This window comes from Massilia aquatica (genome assembly GCF_011682045.1).
In the GTDB taxonomy this organism is placed as follows: domain Bacteria; phylum Pseudomonadota; class Gammaproteobacteria; order Burkholderiales; family Burkholderiaceae_D; genus Telluria_A; species Telluria_A aquatica.
This window is the reverse complement of record NZ_VVIW01000003.1, coordinates 1-17,418: the sequence shown is the minus strand read 5'-3', so window position 1 is coordinate 17,418 and position 17,418 is coordinate 1. Positions and strand designations below refer to the sequence as shown.

The window sequence follows — 17,418 nt, the reverse complement described above, 5'->3', positions numbered from 1 at the left end:
CACACTTGACGAAATTTTGAACGAAATCGAGGTAAAGGTCGGAGAAGTCTAGCCGACGGGCTGTGAGGACACCACGCAGACGGCTAAGCGGATGGTTGTATGTGGTCACCCCTCCCTGACGTTCACTCATCACCGAGGATGCCATCTTCCAAGTCGGAGAGCTTCTGTACAGCATCTAACCAATCTTCCCACGCTCCTGGATCCATCGGCATTCCATCGACTGTTAGTTGTAAGCTGCCTAGCAGCCCCCCAAGGTCATCCGACGGGACGCGTTAGTATTCTTTGTCCAGAAAAATGAACATAGCGAGGTATGCCTGTTTGAGAGTTAAACGTTCAGGAATTGTAGCCATGTCATTTTTGGTCGGCCTGGTGGGAGCCGGTAATCCGGTTTGTGGATTGAAAGTATGGGGCGTGGCATTTATCACTCCGTTAAGCATTTCGCCATTTCTGTTCGTATGCGATTGCAAGCACTGCCCCTCGACCGCGCCGTAGGCACCTACCCTTTACCACTCACTATTTTCCGACGAGACTGGGCGAACATCAGGTTTTTCTTCGCGCTGCTTCTGATTGAAACGTGATCCTTGATCAACTGCTCGAAAAGCGTAATTGCTTCGTCAAATCGCGCTTGATCGAGAAGCGAATTCGCCAAGTTAAACGTCGCCTTCGCCCGACTTTTAGCCGAGAGCGAAACACTCAAAGCCTTCCGAAAATACCTTTCTGCTAATCTCGGCCGCTTCAGGGCATCGTAGCAGTTACCGATCGCCATCAGCGCCTCGTCGTCACTGCACCGGTAGGAAACGGATTTTTTAAACGATTGTTTCGCAAGCGCGTATTTTTCTTGACGAAAGTAGATGTCGCCAATGCAGTACCAGGCATGATTCTTATCGTCGAGAAAATTCTCGCTGAGCGCGCCCGTATGCACATCGAGTAACATCCGAAGCGCAGAGGACCATTTTTTTTCGCGCATCGCTACATGAACCTTCGCAAACGGCTCTTTATCCAAAACGCGATTCCTCAAGTATTTTCATGTGGTATCCCACAGGGAGCCTCGATGCCTGGGCGTGAAAAGAAGACAATTTCAGGATCGTTGTCATCCAGATTGTCGATCAATCCGCTGGTTCGAAATCCAGCGGTCTTGAGAAGTTCTTGCATGCGCTGGTTGGACAGGTTGGTCGACGCGAACAGTTTCGGCGTGGTGCAGCACGCCTGAAAATAGCGCACGAGCGCCATACCCAGCCCCTGGCGGCGGAAACGTTCGCCTACCATGACCATCTCAATGAAGCCGTTACCGAAAAAATGGTACGCCAGGACGCCGTAGGCGCCGACAGCATCGCCGGTGTGGGCCACGTAGCAAGTTCGGTTATCGATCCACTGCCTTATCTGGACACATCGCCCAGGATCGCTGGCCGCCACGGTATCGAGCGCGACCAGCGGTTCCAGGTCGGCCATGATGGCGGCTCTGATGTCCACCATTTAAATATCGTTGACCACAGCCGGCTCGATCCCGGTCCATTCGCGCATCAGCGAATACCCCACCGCCAGCAAGGTCGGCCCGATGAACAGCCCGACAAAACCGAACGCCAGCACCCCGCCCAAGACGCCCAGCAACACCAGCAAAAACGGCAGGCTGCTGCCGCGGCTGATCAGCATCGGCTTGACCACATTATCGACCCCGCTGATGAGCACCAGCCCCCACACCACCATGAAGATGGCCCAGCCGGTCTGGCCCTGGTTGAACAGCCAGATCGCCGCCCCGCCCCAGATGATCGGCGGGCCGACCGGCACCAGCGACATCACGAACGTGGCCACCGCCAGCAGCGGCACCCCCGGCACGCCGGCGATCACGAAACCGATCGCGGCCACCACCGCCTGCGCCAGCGCCGTGCCCAGCAGGCCGTACATCACCCCGCGCACGGTCTGGCTGACCGTGGTGGCAATGCGCTCGGCGCGTTCGCCGATGATGCGCTGCATGGCCACGCCGATGGCGACCAGCAAGGTATTGCCGTCGCGGTAGAGGAAGAAGCTGACGAAGGCTGCCAGGCTCATCTGCGCAACGCCGGTGCCCAGCACGATGCCGCCGCCCAGCAGGTAGTGGCGCGCCGGTTCCAGCAGGCGCTGCGCCAGCACCATCATCTGCTCGCGGCTCGACACCAGATTGGCCACGTAGCTGTACAGCGTCTCGCCCACCACGGGAATCTGGCGCAGCCAGGCCGGTGGCTCGACATGCCCGGTGGCGACCGCCGCCTTCAACTGCTCGTAGAAGCGCCCGACGTCGTCGGCCAGGTTGTAGGCCACCAGCGCGATCGGCAAGATCACCAGGAATGTCAATGTCAGGGTCAGCGTGAGCGCGGCCAGGGTGCGCCGCCCGCGCATGCGCGCCAGCACGTACAGGTAGATCGGCCAGGAGGAAATGACGATGGCGGCGGCGAACAAAATCGCCGCCAGGAACGGACGCAGGACGTACAGGCAACCGATGGTGAGCAGCGCGATCGCGCCCATAAATGCGTAATTCTTGCCGCTGCGCTCTTGGTCCATGGTTACCCAGTCAGGTCAGTGTGGCGGATCAGTTCAGCAATTGCTTGATGTCGTGCACGATCGGCGCCGGGCCCTTGCCGTGACGCACAAACAGGCGAATCTTCCCGTTGCGGTCGAACACGTAGCTGGCGGCGGTGTGGTCCATCGAGTAGCTGCCTTCGGCCTTGCCCTTGACCTTGGCATAGAAGACCTTGAATTCCTTGGCCACCTTGGCGGTTGCCTCCGCGTCGCCATACAGGCCGAGGAAGCGCGCATCGAAAGCCGGCACGTACTGCGCCAGCAGTTGCTGGGTGTCGCGTTCCGGGTCGATGGTCACGAACAGCACCTGCACCTTGTCGGCGTCGGGACCGAGTTCCTTCATCACCGCGGCCATTTCGGCCATAGTGGTCGGGCACACGTCCGGACACTGGGTAAAGCCGAAGAACATCACCACCACCTTGCCCTTGAAGTCGGCCAGGGTGCGCGGCTTGCCGTTGTGGTCAATCAGGGCGAAGTCGCGCGCGTAGTCGAGGCCGGTCAGGTCGGTGTTCTGGAAACTCGGGGGCGTAGGCGGCGTGGCCACCTTGTCGCAGGCGGTCAGGACCAGCGACAAGGTGCAGAGAGCGAGCAATTTTTTGATCATAGTTTGACGTAGTGGTCGAGCAGCAGTGCGGCAAACAGCAGCGACAGGTAAATGATGGACCAGGTAAACGCCTTGCGGGCGACCAGGTCGGAATAGTGGCGGTACACCTGCCAGCTGTGCCACAGGAACACGGCATTGAGCAGCACCGCCGACACCAGGTAGATGTGCCCGCTCATGCGCACCGCGTACGGCAGCAAGGTGGTGGCGGCCAGCGCGATCGCGTACAGCCAGACATGGAAACCGGTGAAGTTCATGCCGTGCGTGACCGGCAGCATCGGCAGGCCGGAGCGCTCGTAATCGTCGCGCCGGTACATGGCCAGCGCCCAGAAGTGCGGCGGGGTCCATACGAAAATGATCAGCACCAGCAGCCAGGCTTGCATCGGCACGTCGTTGGCAACCGCCGCCCAGCCCAGCGCCGGCGGCATCGCGCCCGACAGCCCGCCGATGACGATGTTCTGCGGCGTATTGGGTTTCAGGAGCACGGTGTAGATGAGCGCGTAGCCGACAAAGGTCACAAAGGTCAGCCACATGGTCAGGGGGTTGACCAGCAGGTACAGCACGGCCATGCCGGCGCCGCCGATGATGGCCGAAAACACCAGCGTCTGGGTCTTGGTCAGCTCGCCCATGGCGGTGGCGCGGCGCGCGGTGCGCGCCATGCGCGCGTCGATCTTGGCTTCGATCAGGCAGTTGACGGCGAACGCGGCCCCGGCCAGCAGCCAGATGCCGATCGTGGCCGGCACCAGGATACGCCAGCTCGGCACGCCCTCGGTGGCCAGCAGCATGCCGATCACCGCGCAGAACACGGCCAGCTGGGTCACTCGTGGTTTGGTCAGCGCCCAGTACTGGGCGGCGCGGTTGGCGGATTTATGTGTTGCGGTCTGGGTTGTCATTGTGGGTGGCTTGCTTGCAGTACCGGTCCGGAGGGGTACTTGATCTTGTAGTTTAACATGGTCACCATCAGCACCAGCAGCGCCGCGCCTGCGTTATGCAGCACGGCGATGGTCAGTGGAAAGTTCAAATAGACGGTGGCGATCCCGGTCGCGGCCTGCACCGCGAGCACGATGCCGATCCCGCGCGCATGGCGGCCCACGCCGGGATGGGCGCGCGCGCGCCAGGCCGCCAGGCCCAGCACCGCCACAACCAACAAGGCGAAGTTGCGGTGCACCCAGTGGATTGCGGTCAGGGCCGAGAACGGCAGGTAGTGGCCGGCCGCGGTCTTGCCCAGCTCGCGCCACAGGTGGAAGCCGTGCTCGAAGTCCATCTCGGGCACGAGCTTGCCGTTACACAGCGGGTAGTCAAGGCAGGCCAGGGTGGCGTAGTTAGTGCTCACCCACCCGCCCAGGGCAATCTGCATGGCCAGCACCACGGCAGCAAGCACGGCCAGGCGTCCGAGCCTGCTCGGCGGCGCGGTGGCGTCGACCGCGTCCGGCGCGGTAAAGCGTCCGTGCGCCAGCGCGTTGGCGCGGTTCTGGCGCGCGCCGAGCCACACCAGCATCGACAGCAATCCCATCCCCAGCAAGAGGTGGATGGTGACGATCACCGGTTGCAGCTTGAGCGTGACGGTCCAGGCGCCAAAGGCGCCCTGCACCAGCACGAACACGAACAGCATGGTCGGCAGCGCCGGCGCGTATTCGGCGCGCCGCGTCTTGCGCCACTGCACCCAGGCGGTCGCCATCAGCGCCATGATCAAGACGCCAATGCCCATCGCCAGGTAGCGGTGGATCATTTCGATCCAGGCCTTGACGACCGTCACCGGTCCGCTCGGCATCAGGGTTTCGGCGGCCACGATCTCGGCATGCGCCAGAAAGGGATTGGCGGCGCCGTAGCAGCCCGGCCAGTCGGGGCAGCCGAGGCCCGAATCGGTCAGGCGCGTAAAGGCGCCGAACACGATCAGGTCGAACGTGAGAAACACCGTGATCCAGACCAGCTTGCGGTATTTGTTGGGGTCGGACGACATCCACACCATCGACAGCGGCAGGCAGGCCGCCAGCAGGCCGGTCAGGCCCAGTTGCACCATGGACGAGAGCTGCATCGCTTAGCCGATCGCGGACGCTTTGAGCACTTTGTACATATCCTTCTTGACCTTGGATGGATCCGGATTCTTGGGGAAGCGCATCATCAGGTGGCCCATCGGGTCGATCAGGTAAGTATGGTCGGTGATATTGCCGCCCGGCTCGACCGGCAGCCACGAGGTCACGCTGGCGGCAGGCACGCGCAGCATGCGGGTGCCGTCGACCACGCGGATCAGCATGGTGTCGATCGGGGTGGCGTCGGTAATCAGCCAGACGCGCTCGATGCGCTCCATTTCCTTGCCCTGCATCAGGCGCAGCTGGCGCATGGCGACCAGCTGGTCGCGGCAGGCCTGCGGGCACTCGCCGGGGCCGACCTGCAGCATGATCCACTTGCCCTTGTAAGCGTCGAGCGCGATCGGCTTGCCGTCGAGCGTGGTGGCGCCCATGGCGGCCGGGATCGGGTGCTTTTGCGGCTCGATCAGGGTGCCGTAGTTGGTGCGCCCGGTCGGCTTGATCACGTAGTAGGTCAGGTAGGAAAACAGCATCGGCGCCGCGCACACGAAGACCACGGCCAGCAGTTTCCAGCGGCCGCTCCACTGACTTACGTTCGTAGTTGCTTCAGTCGTTTTGTTTTGTTCCACGTCGAAATCCTGTAATCACGAAAAAGAGCAGCGCCATGACCGCCAGCGCGTACCATTGAAATGCATAACCCTGATGTTTTTCCACATTCAGGGAGGGGGCCGGCCAGTTGCGCACCAGCTTGTCGCCGGCCGGCGCCGGGCCGCTTTGTTCAATAAAAAACGGTTGGACCGTCAGGCCGCTCGCTTGCGCGAACTGGTCCGGGGTCAGGTTTTGCAAAATGGCTTGCGGCGCCACCGGCGTCGCCGTGCCCAGCTGCATGACCTTGCCCATGCCGGGGCGCGCCAGTCCGCTGATGGTCACCGTGCCGGGCGGCGTATCGAACTGCGGCAGTTTGTCGAACTGGCCGGTGTAGCGCGGCAGCCAGCCGCGCGCCACCAGCACATGGGTATCGCTGCCGTCGATGCGCAGCGGCATGACCAGGTAAAAACCGGCCTTGCCTTCCTGCGGACGGTTGTTCAAGAACAGCGGCCACGCGCGCACGAACGTTCCCGTCACCGTCACCGGGCGCAGCTCGACCTGCGCCGGCGTGAGCAGGGCTGCGCCGAGCACCAGCGGGGCGGCGCCGGCGCGTTCGGTGATGGCCTGCTGCAGGGCGATTTTTTCAGCGGCGCGGCCATCCTGCCAGCGCCCCAGCACGATGCCGACGGCCACCAGCAGCACGGTGGCCACGAAGGGGATCGCCCGAAAACGGAAGCCGATACGCATTACAATGGTGCCTTACTCAAAAAATTCGAGCTCATTATGAAAATCCTCGTCGCCTTTGCCTTCATGCTGATCCTCGGGAGCCTGGGCTCGGCCCTGTTCTTCCTGATGCGCGACAAGGGCAAGAGCAACCGCACGGTGAACGCGCTGGCGCTGCGCGTGGGCCTGTCGATCACCCTGTTCCTGATCCTGCTGGGCAGCTACAAGATGGGCTGGATCGCTCCGACCGGCATTCGCTGAGGGACTGATCGCCGCGAAGCAGACGACCCTGCCGGCGGCAAGGTTATATCCCAGCCGCAAAAAACCGGGGACAGGCCACCGCTTGGTGGACTGTCCCCGGTTTTTCTTATTTCAAACCTGCCGGAGGGCGCACCCTCCCGCATGCCGCCATTACAGCCAGTAGACGACGACGTACAGGCCGAGCCAGACGAAGTCGACGAAGTGCCAGTACCATGCCGCGCCTTCGAAACCGAAGTGGTCCTCGGCGGTGAAGTGGCCCTTCATGACGCGGTACAGGATCACCGACAGCATGATCGCACCGAGCGTCACGTGGAAACCGTGGAAGCCGGTCAGCAGGTAGAAGATCGAACCGTAGATGCCCGAGGTCAGTTTCAGGTTCAGCTCGCTGTAAGCGTGCATGTATTCGTACGCCTGGAAGCCCATGAAGACGGCGCCCAGCAAGATCGTCGCGGCCAGCCAGAACGCGGTCTTGGCACGGTGGCCGGCGCGCAGGGCGTGGTGCGAAATGGTCAGGGTCACGCCCGACAGCAGCAGCAGGCAGGTGTTGATGGTCGGGATCGGGAATGGACCCATGGTGGTGAAGCTGTCGATGGTGCCGGCCGGGCTGGCGCCGCCCCACTGGGCTGCGAAATCAGGCCAGATGATCTTGTGATCGAGGTCGCCCAGCCACGGCGTGCTGATGGTGCGCGCGTAGAACAGTGCGCCGAAGAAGGCGCCGAAGAACATGACTTCCGAGAAGATGAACCAGCTCATCGACCAGCGGAACGACAGGTCGATGCGTTTGCTGTACTGGCCGGCTTCGGATTCGCCGATGGCGTCGCCGAACCAGAAGTACATGACCATCAGGGTCGCCAGGATGCCGGCGATATTGACCGCCGGGCCCCAGGACACGTCATTGACCCAGGCCGAGGCGCCGATCATGGTCACGAGCAGCGACAAGCCGGCGGCCATTGGCCATTTGGACGGGCCTGGCACGAAATAATGCGGTGCGGCGGCGTGTGGTGAACTCATCTTCATCTCCTAAATCAAACTGTATGCGGTGAATTTATTGCTAATTTTGTAAAACTTGAATCCAGCGGCTGGCTTACGACACGGCAAACTTCACCAATGCCACCAGCACGCCGATGAACAACATCACCCCAATCAATCCGGCAATAATCACATGCACCGGATTCAGGCTGGCCGAATCTTTTTCGTAATCGCTGCGCTTGCGGATGCCCAGGAAGGACCAGAACACCGCTTTCATGGTGGCGCCGAACGAAGCGTTGCGTTCGGGGCCCTTGTGCTCGTCGCTCATGGCGGCCTTTACTTCGCCGCCACGGCCTGGGTACCGGCAATTTCAAAGAAGGTGTACGAGAGCGTCATCGTCTTGACGTCGCGCGGCAGGGCCGGATCGATGTAGAACACCACCGGCATCTGCCTGGCCTCGTTCGCCTGCAAGGTCTGCTGCTTGAAGCAGAAGCACTCGACTTTCTTAAAATGCTGCATCACCAGTTGCGGCGCGAAGCTTGGAATCGCCTGCGCCTGCACGGTGCGGTTTTGCGTATTGACCACTTCGTACATCACGGTGGTCAGTTCGCCCGGATGGACTTCGACCGAGCGCTTGGTCGGGCGGAAACGCCACGGCCCCTGCGAATTTCCGTCGAACTCGATGGTGATCTTGCGCGACTGGTCGATCTGGGTATTCTTGTCGTACGTCACCGTGCCATCGGTCTGGGTCAGGACATTGATGCCGAGCAGTTCGCACATGTGCTTGTACACGGGGATCAGGGCGTAACCGAAACCAAACATCAACACCGCGACGACCAGCAGCTTGCCGAGCATCGCGCGATTGAGTTTCAACATGCCGGATTGTTCGTTTGCCACGTCAGCTCACAGCCAAATGCGTTTGATGAAAACCATCGAGAAGAAAAATACCGCCAGCGCGCCGATAATCAGGCCCGTGCGGAGGTTGTTCGGCTTTTTTGGATCGGACATGGTGCTCACTTACAAGTGCAGTAGCGTGGGCACCGACTGCGGCGCCCACGCTGCTGTAAAACTGATTACTTCACCGTCGGCGGAACTTCGAAGGTGTGGAACGGCGCCGGGCTCGGCACGGTCCACTCCAGGCCTTCAGCGCCATCCCATGGCTTGTCGGCCGCTTTGGCGCCGCCACGAATGGTCGGCAGGATCACGAAGAACAGGAAGTACACCTGCGACAGACCGAAACCGAAAGCGCCGATGGTGGCGATCGTGTTGAAGTCGGTGAACTGCGCCGGGTAATCCGCATAACGGCGCGGCATCCCCGCCAGACCCAGGAAGTGCATCGGGAAGAAGGTGATGTTGAACGTGATCAGCGACAGCCAGAAGTGCATCTTGCCGCGGAATTCGTTGTACATGTGGCCAGTCCACTTCGGCGACCAGTAGTAGAAACCGGCGAACAGGGCGAACAGGGAACCGGCAACCAGCACGTAGTGGAAGTGGGCCACGACGTAGTAGGTATCTTGCAGCTGGATGTCGATCGGGGTCACAGCCAGGATCAGGCCGGTGAAACCACCCATCGTGAACACGAAGATGAAGCCGACCGAGAACAGCATCGGGGTTTCAAAGGTCATCGAACCCTTCCACATCGTGGCGATCCAGTTGAACACTTTCACGCCGGTCGGTACCGCGATCAGCATGGTGGCGTACATGAAGAACAGCTGGCTGGTCACTGGCATGCCGGTGGTGAACATGTGGTGAGCCCAGACGATGAACGACAGGATCGCGATCGAGGCGGTGGCGTAGACCATCGAGGCGTAGCCGAACAGTGGCTTGCGGGCAAACGCCGGCAGGATCTGCGAGACGATACCGAAGGCCGGCAGAATCATGATGTACACCTCGGGGTGGCCGAAGAACCAGAAGATGTGCTGGTACATGACCGGGTCGCCGCCGCCGGCAGCGTTAAAGAACGAGGTGCCGAAGTGACGGTCGGTCAGGGTCATGGTGATTGCGCCGGCCAGTACAGGCATCACGGCGATCAGCAGGTAGGCGGTAATCAGCCAGGTCCAGCAGAACATCGGCATTTTCATCAGGGTCATGCCGGGAGCGCGCATGTTCAGGATGGTGACGATGATGTTGATCGAACCCATGATCGACGACGCGCCCATCAGGTGCATCGCGAAAATCGCCATGTCCATGCCGGGGCCCATCTGGGTCGACAGCGGTGCGTACAGGGTCCAGCCGGCAGCGGTTGCGCCGCCAGGCACCAGGAACGAGGTCGCCAGCAGGATTGCCGCGGGCGGCAGCAGCCAGAACGAGAAGTTGTTCATGCGCGCAAAGGCCATGTCGGACGCGCCCACTTGCAGCGGGATCATCCAGTTGGCGAAGCCGACGAAGGCCGGCATGATCGCGCCGAACACCATCACCAGGCCGTGCATCGTGGTCAGCTGGTTGAAGAACTCGGGCTGGAAGAATTGCAGGCCCGGTTTGAACAGTTCGGTACGGATCATCAGCGCCAGCACGCCGCCGGAGAGCAGCATGATGAGCGAGAACCACAGGTACAGGGTACCGATATCCTTGTGATTGGTGGCGAACAGCCAGCGGGTCATGCCCGTCGGATGATCGTGGCTATGATCGTGGTCATGGCCGTGTGCGTGATCTAGTGTGCTGGTGCTCATGAGTTACTCCCGATTACTTGTTACGTGCAGCCAGGACTTCGGCTGGTTGAACGATGTTTTCCGCTGCCTTGTTCGACCAGTTGTTGCGGGTGTAGGTAATCACCGCAGCAATATCGGAATCCGACAATTGTTTCCAGGCTGGCATTTCAGACGGGTACTTGCCCGATTTCTGGCCATGCAGCAGCACGTTGATCTGTTCCGCTTTCGGACCGGTCACCACAGGCGAGCCGTCGAGCGCGGCGAACGCGTTCGGAACGCCCTTGCCGTTAGCCTGGTGGCAGACCACGCAGTTGGTGGCGTAGATTTTTTCGCCCTTGATTTTCAGTTCGTCGATGGTCCACACTTTCGATGGATCGTCGGCCAGGGCAGCCATTTTTTTCTTCTCGCCGTTCACCCATTTGGTGTAGTCGGCGTCGGAGACGACATTGACCACGATCGGCATGAAGGCGTGTTCTTTACCGCACAGCTCGGCGCACTGGCCGCGGTAGACACCGATCTTCTCGGCCTTGAACCAGGTGTCGCGCACGAAACCGGGAATCGCATCCTGCTTGACGCCGAAGGCCGGGATCATCCAGGCGTGGATGACGTCGTTGGCGGTCAGGACGATGCGGATCTTCTTGTTGACCGGCACGTACATTTCGTTGTCGACTTCCATCAGGTAGTTGACGCCGCGGGCCTGGGTAGGCGCCACGCCTGGCTCGCCGACCTGCGAACGCGGGGTCGACAGGCTCGACAGGAAGGAAATGCCTTCGCCCTCGCCCTTCAGGTAATCGTAGCCCCATTTCCACTGCATGCCGGTGGCCTTGATGGTGATGTCGGCGTTCGACGTGTCTTTCATTGCCACCACGGTCTTGGTCGCAGGCAGCGCCATCACGATGACGATCAGGAACGGTACGACGGTCCAGGCGATCTCGACGGCAGTCGATTCATGGAAGGTGGCTGGCTTGTGGCCCAGCGAACGGCGGTGTTTGAAGACCGAATAGAACATCACGCCGAACACCGCGACGAAGATCACCAGGCAGACGATCATCATCCAGGTGTGCAGGTCGTTGATTTCCGTCGCAATCTTCGTCACTGGCATTTGCAGGTTCAGCTGGTAATCCACCGGACGTCCCTCCACCGGTGCGGCCAGCGCTGGGATGCTGGCCGAAATTGCCAGACCGAACATCAAGGCCTGAAGTCGCTTTGCATATGTCATGTTTTCCCCAACCACCCAAAAATAAAAATATTTTTTCTACGCCGGTCATCCTGATCGGACGCCGGCGCTCCGAAACCATCGCACAAAAAGGGCCCATACCGTCCCGGCGCGCTCACGGCACGGCGGACCCGACTGGAACCCTGACATCGGCCATTGGCGCACAAAGCACACTGATGAACGCTGACTTGCTATCGCTTTCGACTGCTGCACCGCTGAAAAACTCATGATGTTTTCAGGAGCAATCAACACAGTCGCTAAAATTAGTCCTTGATTATACTCAAGTATGCCCAACGTCATCAAGGGAAAATCCTCCCGTAACGGGTCAGCGCCCCCCTGTTTGCCCCGCTTTTACAGCCGTTTTGTACCATGCCGGGTACAAGTGGCGCCCGGGCATGAAAACCCTTGACGCGGCATCAACGCCCCTTGCGCGGCTCGAAGCGGATGATCGCCTCGCCCGCCGCCGTCACCCGCGGCGCCGGGCGGAAGGCGTGGCCGTAGATCACTTCGAAGCTCAATGCGAGCTTGCCGTCCGGGCGGCGCTGCTTCTCCAGTGCCGCCAGCATGCGCGCGTGCGCGGCGCGCCCGAACAGGCCGCGCGCGCGCGTGGCCAGCGGATTACCGCCCAGTGCGCGCGCGTCGGCCAGCAGCGCCTCGGCCGTGTCGTAGGTGACGGTAATGACTTCCATGTCCATCACCGGGGTGGAAAACCCGGCCGCCACCAGCTGGTCGCCGAAGTCGTGCATGTCGACGAAGGGCAACACGCGCGGTGACGGCGCAGCGTCGGCTTGCGCAAAGGCCGTGCGCAGCTCGCGCAGGGTATCCGGGCCAAAATTCGAAAACATCAGCAAGCCATCATTGCGCAGCACCCGGCGCCATTCCGCAAAGACACGGTCGGGCTGGGGATGCCAGTGCAAGGCCAGGTTGGACCACACCAGGTCGACCGAGTTCGGCCCCAGCGGCAAATTGCCGAAATCGCCGCACAGCAGGTCGACTCCGGCCTTGCTGGGCAACAGGCGGCTGATCAGGGACTTGAGGGCCGAGGCCGGCGTCCTGGCCGCCTCCACCATGGCGCTGGCGGCGTCGAGGCCGACGATATGCGCGGCGGGATAATCTTTTTGCAACAAGGCCAGGTCGGCGCCGCTGCCGCAGCCGGCGTCAAGCACGCGCGTGGGCGCGACTTTGACCAGCATCAGCCGCTCATGCATGCGCGACGCGATCTCGCGCCGCAGGAAATCGGACCGCTCCACGCGTTGCGGGCGCGAAAACAGGAAACGCACGCGCGCCAGGTCGATCGGCGCGCTCAAAGTGTCGGGGGTGTTCATAGGACTGTGAGATGAGATAATGCGGGCAGTGTACCCGTTTGCCGTCCTCGCTGCCGTCCACCGGTCCGGCGCGAGCCGATTTTGAAAGGGCCGTCCGATGAGCGAGTTTGCGCGGCGCTGGCTTGGGGCCGTGGTGCGGGCGGGCGCCGGCGCGCTGCTGCCATCGGCCTGCGTGTTGTGCGGTGGCGACGCCGATGCGCCTGTCTGTACAGCGTGCGCGCGCCAGTTCGTGCCCGGCGGCGGCGCGCGTTGCCGCTGCTGCGCCAATCCGCTCGGCGGACCGGATGCCGGCCATGTGTGCGGCGCCTGCCTGGCCGAGGTCCCGGCCTACGACGCCACCGTGGCGGGGGCCGATTACGCCAGTCCGCTCGACCAGTTGGTGTTGCGGCTCAAGTTCGGCGGCGCCCTGGCGCTGGCGCCGTGGTGCGCCGGCGTGCTGGCCCGGGCCGTGCTGGCCGCGCCCGGCTTCGCGCCGCCGGAAATGCTGTGTCCGGTTCCGCTGGGACCGGGCCGCCTGGCCGAGCGCGGCTACAACCAGGCGCTCGAAATCGCCCGGCCGTTATCAAGCCTGCTGGGTATCGCGCTGTATCCGGCCCTGGCGCTGCGTCCGCTCGACACGCCGGCACAGTCGAGCGTGGCGCCGGGCCAGCGCAAGAAGAATATGCGCCATGCATTCCTGGTCGCGCCCGGCATGTTGGCGGCGGTGCGCGGGCGCCACATCGGCCTGGTCGACGACGTGATGACCAGCGGCCACACATTGAATGCGCTGGCGGCCACCTTCAAGCGCTTCGGCGCCGCGCGCGTGAGCAATATCGTGTTTGCACGCACGCCGCCGCATTAATCAGATGCCGTATCAGATGCCATGCATCAGATCTCATATATAAGGAGAATGACTTGTTTCACGTCGTACTGGTAGAACCCGAAATCCCGCCCAACACCGGCAACATCATCCGCCTGTGCGCCAACACCGGCGCGCAGCTGCACCTGATCGAACCGCTTGGTTTCCCGCTGGACGACGCCAAAATGAAGCGAGCCGGGCTCGACTATCACGATTATGCGACCATGAAGGTGCACAAGAACTGGGATGCCTATATCAGTGCGTGCCAGCCCGACCCGGCGCGCATGTTCGCGCTGACCACGCACGGCTCCTCGCCGTTCTCCGAGGCAAAATTTCTGCCGGGTGACGTCTTCGTGTTCGGCGCCGAAACGCGCGGCCTGGCGCCTGAGTTGCGCGAATCGTTTCCGGCGCAACAGCGCATCCGCCTGCCGATGCGTCCCGACAACCGCAGCCTGAACTTATCCAACACCGTCGCGGTGGTCGTGTTCGAAGCCTGGCGCCAGAACGGCTACGCCGGCGGCGCCTGACACCCCGCCGGCGCGCACGATTGCCCGTGTCCGGCAGAAATTTCCGCGAAGCCTTACTATCATGACATCAGCGTTCCCCTCTCCGCACCGTCATGATCAAGCTCCAGCTCCTGCTGCGCGATCCCGCCCGCGATCGCAGCGATGACCCCGCCCTGTGCGCCTTGCTCGAGGCGCACGGCATGCACGTGACCGCCTGCGGCTTGGCCACCATCTCGGCCGAAACCTCCCCGGCCGAGGCAGAAAATTTATTCGGACCAATTCCAAATGTAAGGGCTGGGTTCGCATCCGATGTAACATCGACCCCGGCACTGGCGATTCCTGCAGATCTGCAACACGCCGTCAGCCTGATTACCATCGCTCCGCGCCACGCCACGCCGGGCCAACCTACCTAGGGGGAATCCATGCAGCCTTTCAAACCCAGCCAACCGCGTCCTGCCGTGGGCGAGTCCGCTCCGCCGGAAGAACAGTTGCGCATCGCTATCACCTTCAAGGGCCGCACCCACACCGGTCCGACCAAGCTGGCGGCGCGCCTGTCGTCGCGCAGCATCCTCAGCTTTGCCCCCGAGCCCGGTGAAATGGAAAAAGCCATCGAGGCACTGCGCCAGCGCGGCTTCATCGTGTCCGGGCGCGGACGCATGACGGTGTCGGTGCGAGGCAGCGTGGCCCAGTTCGAGCACGCGTTCGGCACCCGCCTGACCCCGTTCAACCTGAGCCAGAAGCAGAGCTATTCGAGCGACAAGGTGTTTTACCCGGCCAAGGGCGCGCCGTGGAATCCCGATCCGTCCCTGTCCGCCCTGATCGACGACGCGTATATCCAGTGGCCGCACATCTACCTGGCCGACCCGGGCGCCAGCGCGCGTCCGCCCTCGGTCGGGTATTACCATCTCGACGTGCTCAAGGATGTGCCGGCCAAGCTGAACGTAACGAATATCCACAAGGAACGCCAGCACGGCGAAGGCATCCGGGTGGCCATGATCGACACCGGCTTCGACCATTCGCACCCGTTCTTCACCCGCAACGGCTTCACCTCCTCGGTGGTGCTGGCGCCCTCGGCCACCAATCGCCAGACCGACCCCGGCAGCCATGGCACGGGCGAATCGGCCAATGTGTTCGCGGTGGCGCCGAAAGTGACCTTTATCGGCGTCAAGCTGGGCGACGATGCCGATCCGAACGGCGGCGCCAGCATCCTCGAAGGTTTCCAGGAAGCGCTCAAGCACAAGCCGCACGTGATTACCGTGAGCATGTGCTACGACTTGCGCGACGATAATGGCGTTGCCGAACTCGGCGAGTTGCCGAACGGCCTGAAGCCGCTGGAAGCCGAAATCCAGGCGGCGATTGCCAGCGGCATCGTGGTGGTTTTCTCGGCAGGCAACGGCCACTACGCTTTCCCGGCCTCGATGCCGGAAGTGCTCAGCGTGGGCGGCACCTTCGTGGCCGAAGATGGCGCGATGACCGCGTCCGACTACGCCTCGGCCTTTACCAGCGGCATTTATTCAGGTCGCCATGTGCCCGATGTGTGCGGGCTGGTCGGCATGTTGCCGAATGCCGACTACATCATGCTGCCGGTGCCGCCCGGCGCCGAGATCGACACCGGCAACGCCGAGCATGACGGCACCACCGCTGGCGACGGCTGGGCCGTGTTCAGCGGCACGTCGGCCTCGGCCCCGCAGATCGCCGCCGTGTGCGCCCTGCTGCTGCAGAAAAACCCCAAGCTGACGCCGGCCGAAATCAAGGCGCTGCTGGTGCGCACCGCGATCGACGTGCGCGACGGCTCGGCCAGTCCGGCCAGCGACCCCGAAGGCCTCGGCATCAAGGCCGGGCCGGGCATCGATGGCGCCACCGGTGCCGGCCTGGTCGATGCCTACGCGGCATGGCAGCAGGCATGACGGCGGACGCAGCGCGTGAAGTACGCGTCGGCCTGATCGGCTACGGCTTTTCCGGCGCCACCTTCCAGGCGCCGCTGATCGCCTCGATTGCGGGCATGCGCATCACGCGCGTCTGCTCCAGCCAGGGCGAACGCGTGCTGCGCGACTTTCCCGATGCCGTGGTGGTGGCCGATCCGGCGACCCTGATCGATTCCAGCGAGGTCGATCTGGTGGTCGTGGCCACCGCCAACGCCAGCCACGCGCCGCTGGCCAGGCAGGCGCTTTTGGCCGGCAAGCACGTGGTGGTGGAAAAGCCGTTCACCATCACGCTCGACGATGGCGCCGACCTGATTGCGCTGGCCGACGAGCGGCAACTGGTGCTCAGCGTGTTCCACAACCGGCGCTGGGACAGCGATTTCCTGACCCTGCGCCAGACCATCGAATCGGGCCTGCTGGGGCCCATCAACACCTATGAAGCGCATTTCGACCGCTACCGGCCCAACGTGCGCGGGCGCTGGCGCGAACAGGACTTGCCCGGTTCGGGCCTGCTGTACGACCTGGGTGCGCACCTGATCGACCAGGCGCTGGTCTTGTTCGGCAACCCGGATTGCGTCAACTGCGACATGGGCGTGCAGCGCGGCGCCGCGCCCAGCACCGCCTCGGACGACTACTTCCATCTGACCATGCGCTACGGCGCGCGGCGCGTGATCCTGCACGCGGCCTCGCTGGTGCTGCAGGCCGGCCCGCGCTTCATCGTGCATGGCGAAACCGGCAGTTTTATCAAGCATGGCATGGACCCGCAGGAGGCGGCGCTGATCCGCGGCGAGCGCCCCGGCGCGCCCGGATGGGGCGTGGAAGCCGAAGGGCAGCACGCGCAAGTGAGCTTCGTGAAGGGCGGCTTGACGGTGACCGGCAAGGCAGCCTCGCTGCCCGGCAGCTACCAGGAATACTACCAGCGCGTGTTCGACGCCATCGTCAACGGCAAGGGCGCGCCGGTGACGGCGCGCGAAGGGCTGGCGGTGATCAAGATCATCCGCCTGGCGATGCAGAGCCACGCGCAGCAGCGCAGGGTGACGTTTGAATAATCGACAGCTTTGGAGCCTTCAATAAGCGATGCGTTTAGAGCCTTCAATCAACGATGCGTTTAGAGCCTTCAATCAGCGATGCATTTAGAGCCTTCAATAAGCGATGCATTTAGAGCCTTCAATAAGCGATGCGTTTAGAGCCTTCAATAAGCGATGCATTTAGAGCCTTCAATAAGCGCGGCTGGTAGCGCC

General features: G+C 62.5%; 20 protein-coding genes. 6 read left to right on the top strand and 14 right to left on the bottom strand.

Annotation, left to right across the window (positions count from 1 at the left end; translation table 11 throughout):
• Positions 1-496: 496 nt before the first annotated feature.
• Genes F1609_RS06110 through F1609_RS06075 form a run of 8 tightly spaced genes read right to left on the bottom strand, consistent with a single transcriptional unit; the run spans position 497 to position 6,516 of the window.
• Positions 497-1,003 (bottom strand): tetratricopeptide repeat protein, encoded by a 507-nt coding sequence (locus tag F1609_RS06110; RefSeq protein ID WP_167075620.1) that lies wholly within the window; start codon positions 1,001-1,003, stop codon positions 497-499.
• An 11-nt stretch (positions 1,004-1,014) separates the two neighbouring features.
• Positions 1,015-1,473 (bottom strand): GNAT family N-acetyltransferase, encoded by a 459-nt coding sequence (locus F1609_RS06105; RefSeq protein ID WP_187362941.1) that lies wholly within the window; start codon positions 1,471-1,473, stop codon positions 1,015-1,017.
• A complete protein-coding gene (locus F1609_RS06100) occupies positions 1,474-2,535 on the bottom strand; it encodes an AI-2E family transporter (protein WP_167075619.1) in 1,062 nt (353 codons plus the stop codon).
• Between the two features lie 28 nt (positions 2,536-2,563).
• A complete protein-coding gene (locus F1609_RS06095; RefSeq protein WP_167075618.1) occupies positions 2,564-3,157 on the bottom strand; it encodes an SCO family protein in 594 nt (197 codons plus the stop codon).
• Positions 3,154-4,047 carry a heme o synthase gene (gene cyoE / locus F1609_RS06090; protein ID WP_167075617.1) on the bottom strand — a complete coding sequence of 298 codons (894 nt, stop codon included), beginning with the start codon at positions 4,045-4,047 and terminating at the stop codon, positions 3,154-3,156. Before cyoE ends, F1609_RS06095 begins: the two co-directional genes overlap by 4 nt.
• Positions 4,044-5,189 (bottom strand): COX15/CtaA family protein, encoded by a 1,146-nt coding sequence (locus tag F1609_RS06085; protein WP_167075616.1) that lies wholly within the window; start codon positions 5,187-5,189, stop codon positions 4,044-4,046. The genes cyoE and F1609_RS06085 overlap by 4 nt, the downstream gene beginning before the upstream one ends.
• Positions 5,190-5,192: 3 nt before the next feature.
• Positions 5,193-5,810 (bottom strand): redox-active disulfide-containing membrane protein, encoded by a 618-nt coding sequence (locus F1609_RS06080; protein ID WP_167075615.1) that lies wholly within the window; start codon positions 5,808-5,810, stop codon positions 5,193-5,195.
• Positions 5,788-6,516, bottom strand: coding sequence for an SURF1 family protein (locus tag F1609_RS06075; RefSeq protein ID WP_167075614.1), 729 nt, complete (start codon positions 6,514-6,516; stop codon positions 5,788-5,790). Before F1609_RS06075 ends, F1609_RS06080 begins: the two co-directional genes overlap by 23 nt.
• A gap of 36 nt (positions 6,517-6,552) precedes the next feature.
• Here F1609_RS06075 and F1609_RS06070 point away from each other — a divergent pair, with 36 nt between their 5' ends.
• A complete protein-coding gene (locus F1609_RS06070; RefSeq protein WP_167075613.1) occupies positions 6,553-6,753 on the top strand; it encodes a twin transmembrane helix small protein in 201 nt (66 codons plus the stop codon).
• A gap of 150 nt (positions 6,754-6,903) precedes the next feature.
• Here the strand turns inward: F1609_RS06070 and F1609_RS06065 are convergent, their stop codons facing one another.
• The 6 genes from F1609_RS06065 to F1609_RS06040 all read right to left on the bottom strand — a co-directional run bounded on the left by F1609_RS06065 (position 6,904) and on the right by F1609_RS06040 (position 12,911).
• On the bottom strand, positions 6,904-7,764 hold the full coding sequence (locus F1609_RS06065; RefSeq protein WP_167075612.1) for a cytochrome c oxidase subunit 3: 861 nt from the start codon (positions 7,762-7,764) through the stop codon (positions 6,904-6,906).
• A 73-nt stretch (positions 7,765-7,837) separates the two neighbouring features.
• On the bottom strand, positions 7,838-8,050 hold the full coding sequence (locus F1609_RS06060; RefSeq protein WP_167075611.1) for a DUF2970 domain-containing protein: 213 nt from the start codon (positions 8,048-8,050) through the stop codon (positions 7,838-7,840).
• An 8-nt stretch (positions 8,051-8,058) separates the two neighbouring features.
• Complete coding sequence (locus tag F1609_RS06055; protein WP_167075610.1) at positions 8,059-8,598, bottom strand: cytochrome c oxidase assembly protein; 540 nt, start codon at positions 8,596-8,598, stop codon at positions 8,059-8,061.
• 197 nt (positions 8,599-8,795) lie between these two features.
• Positions 8,796-10,391: a cytochrome c oxidase subunit I gene (gene ctaD / locus F1609_RS06050; protein ID WP_167075609.1), complete on the bottom strand. Its 1,596-nt coding sequence runs from the start codon at positions 10,389-10,391 to the stop codon at positions 8,796-8,798.
• Positions 10,392-10,404: 13 nt separating this feature from the next.
• A complete protein-coding gene (gene coxB, locus F1609_RS06045) occupies positions 10,405-11,589 on the bottom strand; it encodes a cytochrome c oxidase subunit II (RefSeq protein ID WP_167075608.1) in 1,185 nt (394 codons plus the stop codon).
• Positions 11,590-12,002: 413 nt separating this feature from the next.
• On the bottom strand, positions 12,003-12,911 hold the full coding sequence (locus F1609_RS06040) for a methyltransferase domain-containing protein (RefSeq protein WP_167075607.1): 909 nt from the start codon (positions 12,909-12,911) through the stop codon (positions 12,003-12,005).
• Positions 12,912-13,008: 97 nt separating this feature from the next.
• Here F1609_RS06040 and F1609_RS06035 point away from each other — a divergent pair, with 97 nt between their 5' ends.
• The 5 genes from F1609_RS06035 to F1609_RS06015 all read left to right on the top strand — a co-directional run bounded on the left by F1609_RS06035 (position 13,009) and on the right by F1609_RS06015 (position 17,226).
• A complete protein-coding gene (locus F1609_RS06035; RefSeq protein ID WP_167075606.1) occupies positions 13,009-13,752 on the top strand; it encodes a ComF family protein in 744 nt (247 codons plus the stop codon).
• 53 nt (positions 13,753-13,805) lie between these two features.
• The gene (trmL, locus tag F1609_RS06030) at positions 13,806-14,276 is read left to right on the top strand and encodes a tRNA (uridine(34)/cytosine(34)/5-carboxymethylaminomethyluridine(34)-2'-O)-methyltransferase TrmL (protein ID WP_167075605.1); all 471 of its coding nucleotides are present in this window, start codon (positions 13,806-13,808) and stop codon (positions 14,274-14,276) included.
• 92 nt (positions 14,277-14,368) lie between these two features.
• Positions 14,369-14,668, top strand: a complete 300-nt coding sequence (locus tag F1609_RS06025; protein WP_167075604.1) for a hypothetical protein — start codon at positions 14,369-14,371, stop codon at positions 14,666-14,668.
• A gap of 9 nt (positions 14,669-14,677) precedes the next feature.
• Entirely contained in the window at positions 14,678-16,162 is a 1,485-nt protein-coding gene (locus tag F1609_RS06020; protein ID WP_167075603.1) for a S8 family serine peptidase, read from the top strand.
• The gene (locus tag F1609_RS06015; RefSeq protein WP_167075602.1) at positions 16,159-17,226 is read left to right on the top strand and encodes an oxidoreductase; all 1,068 of its coding nucleotides are present in this window, start codon (positions 16,159-16,161) and stop codon (positions 17,224-17,226) included. Before F1609_RS06020 ends, F1609_RS06015 begins: the two co-directional genes overlap by 4 nt.
• Positions 17,227-17,418 lie beyond the last annotated feature (192 nt).

Bases quoted from the DNA above. Each gene is read 5' to 3' on its own strand.
- F1609_RS06105 (WP_187362941.1), bottom strand. From the start codon at position 1,473: ATGGTGGACATCAGAGCCGCCATCATGGCCGACCTGGAACCGCTGGTC.
- F1609_RS06100 (WP_167075619.1), bottom strand. From the start codon at position 2,535: ATGGACCAAGAGCGCAGCGGCAAGAATTACGCATTTATGGGCGCGATC.
- F1609_RS06095 (WP_167075618.1), bottom strand. From the start codon at position 3,157: ATGATCAAAAAATTGCTCGCTCTCTGCACCTTGTCGCTGGTCCTGACC.
- cyoE (WP_167075617.1), bottom strand. From the start codon at position 4,047: ATGACAACCCAGACCGCAACACATAAATCCGCCAACCGCGCCGCCCAG.
- F1609_RS06085 (WP_167075616.1), bottom strand. From the start codon at position 5,189: ATGCAGCTCTCGTCCATGGTGCAACTGGGCCTGACCGGCCTGCTGGCG.
- F1609_RS06075 (WP_167075614.1), bottom strand. From the start codon at position 6,516: ATGCGTATCGGCTTCCGTTTTCGGGCGATCCCCTTCGTGGCCACCGTG.
- F1609_RS06070 (WP_167075613.1), top strand. From the start codon at position 6,553: ATGAAAATCCTCGTCGCCTTTGCCTTCATGCTGATCCTCGGGAGCCTG.
- F1609_RS06065 (WP_167075612.1), bottom strand. From the start codon at position 7,764: ATGAGTTCACCACACGCCGCCGCACCGCATTATTTCGTGCCAGGCCCG.
- F1609_RS06060 (WP_167075611.1), bottom strand. From the start codon at position 8,050: ATGAGCGACGAGCACAAGGGCCCCGAACGCAACGCTTCGTTCGGCGCC.
- F1609_RS06055 (WP_167075610.1), bottom strand. From the start codon at position 8,598: ATGTTGAAACTCAATCGCGCGATGCTCGGCAAGCTGCTGGTCGTCGCG.
- ctaD (WP_167075609.1), bottom strand. From the start codon at position 10,391: ATGAGCACCAGCACACTAGATCACGCACACGGCCATGACCACGATCAT.
- coxB (WP_167075608.1), bottom strand. From the start codon at position 11,589: ATGACATATGCAAAGCGACTTCAGGCCTTGATGTTCGGTCTGGCAATT.
- F1609_RS06040 (WP_167075607.1), bottom strand. From the start codon at position 12,911: ATGAACACCCCCGACACTTTGAGCGCGCCGATCGACCTGGCGCGCGTG.
- F1609_RS06035 (WP_167075606.1), top strand. From the start codon at position 13,009: ATGAGCGAGTTTGCGCGGCGCTGGCTTGGGGCCGTGGTGCGGGCGGGC.
- F1609_RS06025 (WP_167075604.1), top strand. From the start codon at position 14,369: ATGATCAAGCTCCAGCTCCTGCTGCGCGATCCCGCCCGCGATCGCAGC.
- F1609_RS06020 (WP_167075603.1), top strand. From the start codon at position 14,678: ATGCAGCCTTTCAAACCCAGCCAACCGCGTCCTGCCGTGGGCGAGTCC.
- F1609_RS06015 (WP_167075602.1), top strand. From the start codon at position 16,159: ATGACGGCGGACGCAGCGCGTGAAGTACGCGTCGGCCTGATCGGCTAC.